The organism is Exiguobacterium sp. s127 (genome assembly GCF_018618695.1).
GTDB classification, from domain to species: Bacteria; Bacillota; Bacilli; order Exiguobacteriales; family Exiguobacteriaceae; genus Exiguobacterium_A; species Exiguobacterium_A oxidotolerans.
Window position 1 is genome coordinate 13,621 of the sequence record NZ_JACSMO010000008.1, and the last position, 12,074, is coordinate 25,694.

Below are 12,074 nucleotides of genomic sequence, written 5' to 3' on the forward strand. Positions count from 1 at the left end.
TTTAGACTGTAGACAAACTCTTATGAAACGCAAAAATGTGATATCGAGACGGATTGCGCTCTAAACCATCTGCATGCCCGGCTTTCCGTCACGATGTTACCTAAAAAGCGTCACGTTTCGTTGACTCCTACGGGAAAAAGTGCGTTTTTAACGCACTTTCAGAGGCAGGCAAGACCCTGCTCGTTGGCCGTGAGGACCAAGGAGCAACGGCTTGCGCCTCGCCCGAGGAAAGCAACGAAAAAAGACACTTTTATCTTCCGATATCACGTTGTCTACACGCTAAAATCCCCTTGATTGGCTCAAGAGGATTTTGCATGTTGTTCTTATTCTGCTTTTTCGAGCGGGTGCAACCACAGTTTGATTTGATTGATTTGATAGTTCTCCATTTCCATCACTTCGACAGAGAACGTCTCTGTATCGATATGTTCGCCTGGCTGCAGATCGATGTTGTGCATCTGAATCCAGCCACCGATCGTATCGACATCTTCATCGTTCGTAAACCGCAGACCGAAACGTTCTTCCAAATCTTCTAGTAAGACCGTTCCTGCGACGAGATATTCGTTGTTCGGCAACTCTTGAATTTCTTCGACTTCATCCGTATCAAATTCGTCACGGATTTCACCGACGATTTCTTCAAGTAAATCTTCCATCGAGACGATTCCCGCCGTACCGCCATATTCGTCTACGACGAGGACGATATGTGAACGGGTTTCTTTCATTTTTCGTAACGTATCCTGAAGCGACGTCGATTCTGAGACGACCGGTAAATCCTTCAAGTAATGTGTGACCGGATATTCATGTCCGTTCGCGAAATCTGTCAAGACTTCTTTGACGTTGATATAGCCAAGAATACGGTCTTTATCATTTTCTTCCGTTACCGGGTAACGGGTAAACGGATTGTCCATGAAAATTTCCATCAGCTCCGCTTTTGAGAGACGCTCTGAGATCGTCGCCATCCGCATCCGCGGGACCATCAAATCTTTGACGACGTGCTCGTCAAAAGCAAAAACATTTTGCATCAAGGCAAGTTCCGTTTGGTTGATTTCACCACTTTGGAAGCTCTGTGCCATGATGATTTTCAACTCATCTTCTGAGTGGGCTTGTTCGTGTCCAGCAGGTTTCACACCGAAAAGTCCAAGGAACAGACGTGCCGATCCATTGAGTAACCAAATGAACGGGTACATGATTTTTCCGAAAATGAACAAGGGACGTGCGAAAATCAAAGTCATTTTTTCCGCATACTGGATGGCAAGCGTTTTTGGCGCAAGCTCCCCGATGACGACGTGTAAAAATGTCACGGAAATGAAGGCGATTCCGAACGATAAGAGTGTCGAGACGGCAGCCGAGACGCCGAATTCGTCAAAGACAGGATGGAGAATCTTTTCGACGGTCGGCTCTCCGAGCGCCCCGAGTCCAAGTGCTGTCACCGTGATCCCAAGCTGACAGGCAGACAAGTAATAATCGAGATCACCGGCGATTTTTTTAGCAAGAATCGCACTCTTATTGCCTTCTTGAATCATTTGGTCGAGACGCGACATCCGAACCTTAACGACCGCAAACTCTGACCCGACGAAAAACGCTGTTAACACAATCAACAACACCACTAAAAATAAATTGATGAAAAGTATAGTATCCAAAATCCCCTAAAAAGGGGTCACCTCCAGTTATTAGTTTTACAGCTGGGCGATCAACGATGCAATCAAGGTGAGGCGACGCGATAACTCAAGACGAATCTCTTGTTTTTCGAACTCTGTCGATTCGAGCAGACGTCGCTCTAACCCTTTGACCGTATCTTGAAGCTGCTGTACTTCTTGATAAATGACATCTCCCGTTTTTTCTTCCCGTTCCGTAAATGAAGCAAGAATCTCTTGTAAGGAAAGCCGCTGTGTCTTTAAATATTCAATCTTTTGGACTTGATGGACGACATCTTCCGGATACAACCGGTAACCTGCCGCCGTTCGTTCTGACGTTAAGAGACCGAGCGACGTGTAATAGTCAATCGTCCGTTTTGATAAGCCGGTGGTCTCCGCGACCTGACCGATTTTAAGTAGCGCCTTCCCAAAGATTCTCACCCCCTTTCACAGCAATTTGTATTTTTATCATAGCATGTCAAAACCGTACAGTACAACGTTGTGCTTGCTTTGAAACATGTATTCACAAAAAAAGACCACTCGCCGGTCTTCCGTGACGAAGACGCGCAAGTGGTCATTACTCATACCGTAGCGATTGATTCTTTCATCGGTGTCCCGACGATTGAACGTTCGAGCAATTCGACGACGTCGTATGTTGCGACGGATTCATCGACTTCTTTTGCTTTCGTTCCATCGCTGAGCATCGTCAGACAGTATGGACAAGCAGAACCGATGACAGATGGTTGCACCGTCAACAGCTGTTCCGTCCGAGCGACGTTGACACGGGCTCCGACTTTTTCTTCTTGCCACATCATCCCGCCGCCTGCACCACAGCACATCCCTTTTTCCCGGTTCCGCTCCGTCTCGACGAGCGTGATTCCTGGAATTTTTTCAAGAATGTAACGGGGAGCGTCGTAGATGTCGTTGTACCGTCCGAGGTAACACGAGTCATGATAGACGACACGTTCTTTGACTTCATGCATCGGCGTGATCCGTTTGTCGTCAATCAAGCGCGCCAGTAACTCCGTATGGTGATAGACTTCGACGTCCGGACTGAGTCCGAAGTCCGGATATTCGTTTTTGAACGTGTTGTAGGCGTGCGGATCAATTGTGACGATTTTTTTGACACCATATTTTTCAAACGACTTGATGTTCGCTTCCGCAAGTTCTTGGAACAAAACTTCGTTCCCGATCCGGCGTGGCGTGTCACCCGAGTTCTTTTCATCATTTCCGAGAATCGCGAACGAGATGTTTGCTTCGTTCAGAATGCGGGCGAATGCCATCGCGATTTTTTGACTGCGGCTGTCATACGAGCCCATCGCACCGACCCAGAAGAGGTACTCGAATTCTTCACCAGCTTTTTTCTTTTCTTTCGCCGTTGGAACAACGAGTTCTTTGCGCGTTTTGCGCCAGTTTTCACGTTCTTTCCGGTTCATCCCCCATGGATTTCCTTGACGTTCGATGTTTGCCATCGTCCGTTGTATCTCCGGATCCATTTTTCCTTCCATCATGACGAGATGGCGACGTAAGTCGATGATCTTGTCGACATGTTCATTCATGACCGGGCATTGATCTTCACAGTTACGGCATGTCGTACATGCCCAGATTTCTTCTTCCGTGATGACATTGCCAATCAACGAATCGGGTACGATGTCCATTTGACCGGTTGCAGCAAGGGACGCAATCTGATTCCCTTGTGATCCGTCAAAGGCAAAGGCAGGTGCCCACGGTGATTTTTGTGTGATCGCTGCCGTCTTCATGTTGAGGTGATCCCGCAGCTTGACGATTAAGTCCATCGGCGACAGCATCTTCCCTGTTCCGCTCGCCGGGCACATATTCGTACAGCGTCCGCATTCGACGCAGGCATACAGATCGACCAATTGTTTTTGGTTGAAGTCTTCAATTTTATTGACCCCGAAACTAAATTCGGCATCGTCATCTTCCGCTTCTTCCATGACAGACAAGTCGATCGGTGCAAGGCGGCCGACTTTTGACGTCCGACCGAGCCAGACATTGGCCGTACCGGCGATTAAGTGGGCATGTTTGCCTTGCGGGATGTAGACCATGAAGCTGAGTAAGAACAGTAAATGGGCCCACCAGAAGAAGACGAACAGTCCGAATGCGACTTGTTCCGGTACCCAGCTGAACAAGAAGGCGATAGCAGACGCAACGGGTTCACCGAGTGTCGAATGATTTTCATAGACGAGGAAAAATCCGTTGCCGAATAAAACTGCGACCATCAATCCACCGATAAAGATTAAGGCGAGTCCTGCCATAAAGTTTCGTTTTAAGCGCACCAGTTTCTCGACATAGCGACGGTAGAATCCCCAAACGACCGCAACCAAGATGACGAGCATGACGATTTCCTGGAAGAACGTAAAGATTGGATAAAGTGGACCGAGTGGAATGTGTGGAAAACGTTGTCCGACTGCGAGTCCCTTCCAGATGAAATCAATCGCTCCGAACTGGACAAGTAAGAAGCCGTAGAACATCATGACGTGAATCGTCCCACTCTTTTTATCCTTAAGTAATTTCTTTTGTCCAAAGACGTTCACGAGTACCGAATTGAACCGTTCTTTATTCGTTATATCCCATTCCGCCTTTTTCCCCCGACGAATCGCTTCGTAACGGCTCTTGACGAGCGTCACGAATAGATAACCTGCATACCCGACGATGAGCAGGAAGGCAATCCAGTTAATCAGTAAAAATGTCCCCATGAAACAAGCCCCTTTCCCCCTAAAGCAGTTGTATTGAGATGAGTATAGCATATAATGAATGACTATTCATTCATTATTTTGATATTTTTGGTTACGGTTAAACATTGACTTTTCTATTAAAATTTCAGTTCAAATAGGAGGTATTTGATTATGAAAGGGATTTTGCAACATCCGAATGGTTTAGTAAAAGAAGTAAAAGCCGGTTTCTCATGGACGACGTTCTTTTTTGGGTTTTTCCCGGAGTTTTTCCGCGGTGATTTTAACTAAATTTAGCGAGAATTCTCCCACCTCTAAGCGTCTCGGGGCGAAGCCCAGCGTGTGGGAGATGAATCGCCCGTCTTGGCAAGACTTCAATCGTTTGATACAACCAGTATAACTAATCAAAAGGACTGATATATCAATGAAAATGGACACAAATAAACATTCAGTCTTTCTTCTGAATTATCATCTTGTCCTCGTCGTGAAATACAGATGCAAAGTGATCGATGACGCCATCTCGGAGTTCGCGAGACAGACGTTCGAACGAATCGGCGCGTCGTATCATATCACGCTGAACGAGTGGAATCATGACGGCGATCATATCCATGTGCTGTTCAAAGCACACCCGAACACGGAAATGTCAAAGTTTCTGAACGCCTACAAGAGCGCAAGCAGCCGACTGATCAAACGAGACTTTCCGCACGTCAAGAAACGATTATGGAAAGACATGTTTTGGTCTCGAAGTTACTGTCTGGTGACGACCGGTGGTGCGACAAGCGACGTCATCAGACATTATATCGAAAAACAAGGAAAGGAGTGATTGCTTTGCTGAAGGCGTACAAGTTTCGACTCTATCCGACGAAACCCCAACAAGAATATTTCGTGAAGACGTTCGGTTGTGTCCGTTTCGTCTACAATAAGATGCTCGAAGAACGTATCCGATTGTATGAAGATTCGAAGCTCAATCCTGACACGAAGCAGAAGCTCCCAACCCCAGCGAAGTACAAGCCCGAATTCCCTTTCCTCAAAGAAGTCGACAGTCTTTCTCTTGCGAACGCTCAGATGGACTTAAACAAGGCGTATACCAACTTTTTTTGAGATCGGTCTGTCGGGTTTCCGAAATTCAAATCGAAGCACAATGACCGGGCCTCTTACACGACAAACAATCTGAAGGGGAGCATCCGCATCGAATATCGTAAGGTGAAACCTTCTAAAATCGGTTTTGTGAAGTTGAAACAACATCGTCCGTTTGATGGTGTGATCAAGTCCGCGACGGTCTCGATGACGAAGACCCGGAAATTCTTCATCTCCATCCTTGTCAATCAAGCCGAAGAGCAATGGGTTCTAGCCAAGAATAAAGTAGGAATCGACCTTGGTTTGGAGCACTTCGCCATCATGACAAACGATGAGCGTGTTTCTGAGAAAGTTGACAATCTTCGTTTTCTTCGAAAGTCCGAAGAGAAGATAAAGAAGGCGCAACGCGCCTTGTCCTGCAAGAAAATCGGGAGTCAGAACCGAGAGAAGGCGAGGATGATCCTCGCGAAGAAGCATGAAAAGATTGCAAATCAACGTAAAGATTTTCTTCATAAGCTGTCGAAACGGATCGTTGACGAAAACCAAGTCATCGTCGTTGAGACACTAAAGTCGAAGAACATGATGAAGAACCATAAAATCGCCAAATCGATTGCAGATGTCAGTTGGTATGAGTTCGTCCGACAGTTAGAATACAAATGCAAATTCTATGGCCGAACACTTATCAAAGCGGATCAATGGTACGCCTCTACTCAAATCTGTTCTTCTTGTGGAGTAAAAGGCGAGAAGAAAACGATCGATGTACGCGAATGGACGTGTACTTGCGGCGCTCATCATGACAGAGATATTAATGCGAGTATCAACTTGTTGATATTGGCAGACTGAAAACCCTTCAGGGTGGGAACCACCCGATGAGCTTGGTAAATAACCGTAGCTAGTAAAAGTACGATCTTCCCAAGAAGCTCCCACTTCAATTTGCGAAGCAAATAAGTGGTGAGTAGTTCACATGGGGCTTGATTCAACTTGTTCTCGGTTTCATCGCAGCATTTGCGACAGCCGGCATCCTGAGTATCGTAATCAATATCGCGTTTGCTTTCCTATACAACAAGCTTTACATCAACGATTTAATCGAAAAAGGCTATCGCCCGATTGATCAGTCGTTCCAACAATCGTTACGCCAACGCGGCATCCACGCTAAACTCTTATCCGAAACAGAACGGACAGAAGCTGCGTTTTGATTTTTCTTTTTAACACATACAAAAAAACCGACAGCTTCTCACTTTCCAAGGAAGGTCAGAATCCGTCGGTTTTTTGTATAAAGTTAATTATTCGCCCGTTGGCAACAAAACGATTTTCCCAAGCTTCCCCGCTTCCTTAAAATACGTCTGCGCTGCCCCCGCTTCCTCGAGCGGAAACGTCCGGTCGATGACGGGTTCGAGTTTCCCGGCGGCAATCGCTTCAAGCATCCGTCCGTATTCTGCGCGCGTTCCGAGAACAGAACCATACAGCGTCAAGTGCTTCAAGTAAACCGTCCGGAAGTCGAGCTGTGTCTGCTGACCCCCGGCTGAACCGGAGATACAGAACTTCCCGCCATTTTTTAAGACGGCGAGTGAGGTCGCGAATAACGCGTCTCCGACGACATCGAGGACGGCATCAATGGGTCCACCGTTCGCCGCTACAATATCATCTGCCAGCTGCTCTGATTTATACGAGAGGACATGTGTCGCCCCAAACTGTTTTAACTGGTCGCTTAGTGCAAGATCTCCGACAAGGGCGATGACGTTTGCCTGAAAGACACGTGCGGCAATTTGAACGTTCAGTGAACCGACACCACCATTCGCCCCGGTCACGAGTACCGTTTGTCCCGGTTCCAGTTGGAGCTGCTCGACCATGTGCCACGCCGTCAAACCACTGACGGAGAAGACGGCACTTTTCGTGTAGTCGTCAAGCGGCATATCGTAACAGAGTTCAGCCGGCCAGACGACGTAATCCGCGTAACCCCCGTCGTATTCCGAGCCGATAAACGACATATCCTGCGCGATATGCTCCGTTCCGTCCGGTCCGCTTGAGGTAAAGGGAAACAGGACGACGTCCCGCCCGATTTGTGTTTCTTCTACTCCCGTCCCGACTTTCACGATCCGTCCGCTAATATCAGAACCCGGGACGCGTGGAAACTGAACGCCTTCCGGTTTCCAACCCGATTTTGCGTCCGTCCCGTAGGCCCCTTCACGCATCCAAATTTCTGTATTGTTGATCGCGCACGCTTTGACTTGTACGAGTACTTCTCCTGGACCGGGCTCAGGAATCGGACGCTCGACGACGGCGAGCTGGTCCACGTCCCCGTATCCTCTGACTTCGACTGCTTTCATGATCATCTCTCCCTTTCAAACTCACTCTGATTTATCGTTTGACGCATCCTCTTCATCGACATGCTTCAAGAACAGCCGTTCACCAAAGAAGACGACGGCGATGACGATCAGTGACACGACGACGACGAGCCAATCACTTGAGGCTTTGACGTAGACGAAGGCACCAAGGACAATCGCGTCAAGGATGATTGCACTGATGACGATGAATGGATTAACGCTCAACTCTTTCCGAAGATGTTTCAGCACACCGACATGAATGATGATATCCATGACGAGATATAAAATCGCGCCCATCGAGGCGATGCGTGTCAAGTCGAACAGCACCGTTAAGACCATCGCAATGACGATCGTATAAACTAACGTATGCTTTTGCACCGACCCCGGCATCCCGAAGTGTCGGTGCGGAATCAACGTCATGTCCGTCAACATCGCGAGCATCCGTGAGACAGCAAAGACACTGGCAATGATTCCGGAAATCGTCGCGAGGAGCGCGATTGACACCGTGAACCAGACACCGGCGTCACCAAGTGCCGGACGTGCCGCTTCCGCCAGAACATAATCCTTCGCATCGATAATTTCTTGGAGCGATAGACTGCTTGACACCGAGAAGGCGAGCAAGAGGTAAACGACCAGACTGATTAAAATCGACACGATGATTGCGATGCCGACGTTGCGTTTCGGATTGACGATTTCAGACCCGCTGTTCGTAATCGTCGTAAACCCTTTAAACGATAAAATCGTTAAGGCGACTGCCGCAATATAGCCGGTGATTGTGACATCGGGTGCACTCCCCGTCGTCTCCGGGACGAATGAAAAGCCACCGATGGATAACGCAATAATCGCAAAGACGACGAGTGCCGCGACCTTCAAGACCGAGGCGACAAGTGAAAAGGATTGAATGAAGGCATTCCCTGCGATATTGACTAAAAAGGCGAAGACCAACAAACCGACACCAAGTAAGGGAACGAGATAGTCGGCTTGATCCCCCGGGAATAATTGCAGTAAGTATGTCCCGAACGTCCGGGCGACCAAGCTTTGATTGATGACCATCGACAAGGCCATCAGTAAGGCGGCACCTGCTGTAATCGTTCCTTTCCCGTACGCTTTGACGAGGAACATTCCGATTCCGCCGGCAGACGGAAAGGCATTGCTCAGTTTGATGTAGGAATAGGCACTGAATGCCGTCACGATTCCACCGATGATGAAGATGAACGGAAACCATGTCCCGGACAGTTCTGCGACTTGCCCAAGCAAGGCAAAGATTCCGGCACTAATCATGACGCCTGTTCCGAGTCCGATGGCTCCTGTTAACTTGATGCTGTCTTTCTTGTATTCTGCCATTTTCCCCACTCCTCTCTATTGCAATCATTACCCTGAAAATTCTTAGGTTTAAACAGCGATCGAGAAATAGCGTGTCTGCAAACAATTTTTTGAACACAAATAGAGAGGGGGGCATCAAAACCCACCTCTCTATTTCGTCATCACCTTTAGCGTGGTAAAAAGCAATTCTGTCTAACCCGCCGTCATTCGAGACCTAACGCTTGCGGCAACTTGACTGCTTTTGTATACGCCGTCTGGTAATCTTTTTTCGCGACAGCTTTTTCGACTTGACGGAGCGCCGGGTGGTTTTCTTCTGCGAACGCACCGAGAATTGCGAGGTAGCGCTCGTAGACCGTTTCGTCCTCTTTTCGGGCGTGAAGTAACGCCGTATACAACATGACTGTATCTTCTCCGTACAGAACCGGCAATTCTTCATTGATTAACAACAATGAATCGATTGCGTCCGTCTCGACTTTCGGATTGTATTCCGTCATGACTTGTTCTGCGAGTGTCTCGAGCTGATCGCGCCACGCATTGTATTTATCCTCATCATTTTCCAACCACTCGAACCATTCCTCGTCGAGCATCTGTTCCATCTCTTTTACCGTTTGTTCAAACGCCATCTGTCTCACTCCGTTTCCATGTTAGTTCAATCGTATACGTTCCGACCGCCTGATGATTCATCATCAAGTCGTAGGTGAAGCGCATCTGTTGGTCGCGCATTTCAATCGTGTGGGTCTCCGTCTGCATCAACATCTGACCAAACTGACTTTCATATCCACTCTTTGTTTGTTGTCCTAAAATGAACACGTGGTGCATCGAGACAGGACCTTTACGGTTCAATGCAACTTGGTCATGCGACCATTTGATCGTCGTATCAATCGGTTGCTCGTCTTCTTGTACGAATTTTACCGCAAAACCGTCCTTCGTCTCGAATAGCATACCTTCTGCTTCGAGATCGACGGATTCACGCATCGCGTCATCTTGAATCGTCGTCACTTGCCGCAGCAGGACGGGATAACGTTTTGGTTTCACTTTTTATCACCTCATTGTCTAGCGTACACGATTTTTTCCTCATGCGCACGGTCGCAAACTGACAATCTACACAAAATAGCCTGACTCAAAAAGGATTCACTCTTTTCCAAATGTATCTTAGATATGTCTTAGAGCGTCAGGACCGAGATGAGGAGACATAGAAAATGCCAATGAACCCGTATCATAAACGGGATCATTGGCATTCGCTGCGTACAGGTCGGAACGTTCATCCCCGTTCCTTAACGTACCCGGTACAGACGTGCTTCGAATGGACGAAGCGCCAGTTCTGTTCCTTCGTGATAAGCCGTCACGTAGTTACCGAGAACGAGATTATCCGAATGGAGGATGATGTCCGTGTCGATGTCCGCTGCTTCACCTTTTAAGTTCGTGACGATTAAGAATTGTTCGTCACCGAGTGTCCGGGTGTAGGCGTAGACTTTTTCGTCGTCCGGTAAAATCAAATCATATTCTCCATAAATCAATGTTTCTTCTGCTTTACGAATTTGAATCATCCGTTTGTAGAAGTTAAGAATCGAATCTTCATCTGCTTGTTGCGACGCGACATTGATGTCAGCGTAGTTTGGATTGACACCGAACCATGGTGACTGCGTAGAGAAACCGCCGTTTTGCTCATTCGTCCACTGCATCGGTGTCCGTGAGTTGTCACGCGATGAGTTCCAGATGACTTCCATGATTTCTTCATGTGTCTTCCCGGAGCCCAGTTGCATGTCGTACATGTTTTTCGTCGCGACGTCATCATAATCCGTAATGTCCGGGAATTGAACGTTCGTCATCCCGATTTCCTGCCCTTGGTAGATGAATGGTGTGCCTTGCATGAAGAAGTACATCATCGCAAGCGACTTCGCACTTTCCTTCCAGTACTGCTCTTCATCTCCCCAAAGTGAAACGGAACGGACCTTATCGTGATTTTCAAGATAGAGTGCATTCCAGCCCGTTTCTTCAAGACCTTTTTGCCACTTCGTCAAAACTTGTTTCAGTTTGACGACGTCGACACCTTTTTCTGCATCTGACCGCCATAAGTCCATATGCTCGAACTGAAAGACCATGTTCATTTTTCCGTTCTCTTCGCCGACCCAAAGATCTGCTTCTTCCGGTGTAACACCATTCGCTTCACCGACTGTCATGATGTCGTACTTCGAAAACGTTTCGTCTTTGAGTTCTTCCAAGTACTCGTGGATGCCCTCAACGTTCATGTGCATCTCAAACGATGGCACGTGTGGCATCCCGAGTGGATTCGGTAAATCGGCAAATGATTGGTCTTTATTGATGTGGCTGATGGCATCGATTCGGAAACCATCAATTCCTTTATCGAGCCACCAGTTAATCATCGTATAGATCGCTTGACGCATGTCTTTGTTTTGCCAATTCAAATCCGGTTGGCGACGCGAAAAGACGTGTAAGAAATATTGTTCTGTCTTTTCATCATATTCCCACGCGGATCCGCCGAAAATGCTTTCCCAGTTGTTCGGCTCCCCACCATTGACGGCATCTTTCCAGATGTACCAGTCGCGTTTCTCATTCTCTTTTGAAGAACGGGATTCTAGGAACCAAGGATGCTCATCTGATGTGTGGTTGACGACAAGATCGAGTAAGACTTTAATATCACGTTTGTGCGCTTCTTCCATTAAGAGGTTGAAGTCTGCCATCGTCCCGAACTCATCCATGATATCTTCGTAATCACTAATGTCATAACCATTGTCGTCATTTGGCGATTTAAACATCGGACAAATCCAAAGAACGTCGACACCTAAATCTTTCAAATAATCAAGTTTTGCGATGATACCCGGAATATCGCCGATTCCATCGTTGTTTGCGTCATAAAAGCTTCGTGGGTAGATTTGGTAAGCGACAGCTTCTTTCCACCAAGCTCGTGTTAAGGTTTTTTGGGCCGTTTCTGGGCGCGGTATCATTTGTGTCATCGTATATAAATCCTCTCATCGGTCTGTCTTAGTCCATTGATTTTTTTCATC

10 protein-coding genes and 1 pseudogene are annotated in these 12,074 nt (G+C 47.4%); 3 read left to right on the plus strand and 8 right to left on the minus strand.

All coding sequences use genetic code 11. From position 1 onward, the window contains the following. Window positions 1-323: 323 nt before the first annotated feature. The 3 genes from KNP98_RS10970 to KNP98_RS10980 all read right to left on the minus strand — a co-directional run bounded on the left by KNP98_RS10970 (window position 324) and on the right by KNP98_RS10980 (window position 4,348). Window positions 324-1,637, minus strand: a complete 1,314-nt coding sequence (locus KNP98_RS10970; protein WP_088836121.1) for a hemolysin family protein — start codon at window positions 1,635-1,637, stop codon at window positions 324-326. Between the two features lie 36 nt (window positions 1,638-1,673). After that, window positions 1,674-2,072 carry a MerR family transcriptional regulator gene (locus KNP98_RS10975; protein WP_088836120.1) on the minus strand — a complete coding sequence of 133 codons (399 nt, stop codon included), beginning with the start codon at window positions 2,070-2,072 and terminating at the stop codon, window positions 1,674-1,676. A 140-nt stretch (window positions 2,073-2,212) separates the two neighbouring features. Then, on the minus strand, window positions 2,213-4,348 hold the full coding sequence (locus KNP98_RS10980; protein WP_214767720.1) for a (Fe-S)-binding protein: 2,136 nt from the start codon (window positions 4,346-4,348) through the stop codon (window positions 2,213-2,215). Window positions 4,349-4,748: 400 nt separating this feature from the next. On the opposite strand from KNP98_RS10980, the gene tnpA reads away from it, so the two are divergent. The 3 genes and pseudogenes from tnpA to KNP98_RS10995 all read left to right on the plus strand — a co-directional run bounded on the left by tnpA (window position 4,749) and on the right by KNP98_RS10995 (window position 6,597). Next, the gene (tnpA, locus tag KNP98_RS10985; RefSeq protein WP_088836118.1) at window positions 4,749-5,147 is read left to right on the plus strand and encodes an IS200/IS605 family transposase; all 399 of its coding nucleotides are present in this window, start codon (window positions 4,749-4,751) and stop codon (window positions 5,145-5,147) included. A 5-nt stretch (window positions 5,148-5,152) separates the two neighbouring features. Continuing rightward, window positions 5,153-6,244: pseudogene (gene tnpB, locus KNP98_RS10990) on the plus strand (IS200/IS605 family element RNA-guided endonuclease TnpB). A 128-nt stretch (window positions 6,245-6,372) separates the two neighbouring features. Further along, window positions 6,373-6,597: a hypothetical protein gene (locus tag KNP98_RS10995; protein ID WP_214802840.1), complete on the plus strand. Its 225-nt coding sequence runs from the start codon at window positions 6,373-6,375 to the stop codon at window positions 6,595-6,597. 87 nt (window positions 6,598-6,684) lie between these two features. Here the strand turns inward: KNP98_RS10995 and KNP98_RS11000 are convergent, their stop codons facing one another. The 5 genes from KNP98_RS11000 to KNP98_RS11020 form a co-directional block, all read right to left on the minus strand. After that, entirely contained in the window at window positions 6,685-7,728 is a 1,044-nt protein-coding gene (locus tag KNP98_RS11000) for a zinc-binding dehydrogenase (protein WP_214767718.1), read from the minus strand. A 21-nt stretch (window positions 7,729-7,749) separates the two neighbouring features. Beyond that, on the minus strand, window positions 7,750-9,069 hold the full coding sequence (locus KNP98_RS11005; protein WP_214767716.1) for an APC family permease: 1,320 nt from the start codon (window positions 9,067-9,069) through the stop codon (window positions 7,750-7,752). A 182-nt stretch (window positions 9,070-9,251) separates the two neighbouring features. Next, window positions 9,252-9,671 (minus strand): hypothetical protein, encoded by a 420-nt coding sequence (locus KNP98_RS11010; protein ID WP_214811431.1) that lies wholly within the window; start codon window positions 9,669-9,671, stop codon window positions 9,252-9,254. Continuing rightward, complete coding sequence (locus KNP98_RS11015) at window positions 9,661-10,083, minus strand: YwiB family protein (protein ID WP_239456799.1); 423 nt, start codon at window positions 10,081-10,083, stop codon at window positions 9,661-9,663. Before KNP98_RS11015 ends, KNP98_RS11010 begins: the two co-directional genes overlap by 11 nt. Window positions 10,084-10,322: 239 nt before the next feature. Continuing rightward, on the minus strand, window positions 10,323-12,023 hold the full coding sequence (locus KNP98_RS11020; protein ID WP_214767714.1) for a glycoside hydrolase family 13 protein: 1,701 nt from the start codon (window positions 12,021-12,023) through the stop codon (window positions 10,323-10,325). Window positions 12,024-12,074: the final 51 nt, after the last annotated feature.

What these genes read in the sequence shown, in the direction of transcription:
- KNP98_RS10980 (WP_214767720.1), bottom strand. Translation starts at nt 4,348, where the DNA reads ATGGGGACATTTTTACTGATTAACTGGATTGCCTTCCTGCTCATCGTC.
- tnpA (WP_088836118.1), top strand. Translation starts at nt 4,749, where the DNA reads ATGAAAATGGACACAAATAAACATTCAGTCTTTCTTCTGAATTATCAT.
- KNP98_RS11000 (WP_214767718.1), bottom strand. Translation starts at nt 7,728, where the DNA reads ATGAAAGCAGTCGAAGTCAGAGGATACGGGGACGTGGACCAGCTCGCC.
- KNP98_RS11005 (WP_214767716.1), bottom strand. Translation starts at nt 9,069, where the DNA reads ATGGCAGAATACAAGAAAGACAGCATCAAGTTAACAGGAGCCATCGGA.
- KNP98_RS11010 (WP_214811431.1), bottom strand. Translation starts at nt 9,671, where the DNA reads ATGGCGTTTGAACAAACGGTAAAAGAGATGGAACAGATGCTCGACGAG.
- KNP98_RS11020 (WP_214767714.1), bottom strand. Translation starts at nt 12,023, where the DNA reads ATGACACAAATGATACCGCGCCCAGAAACGGCCCAAAAAACCTTAACA.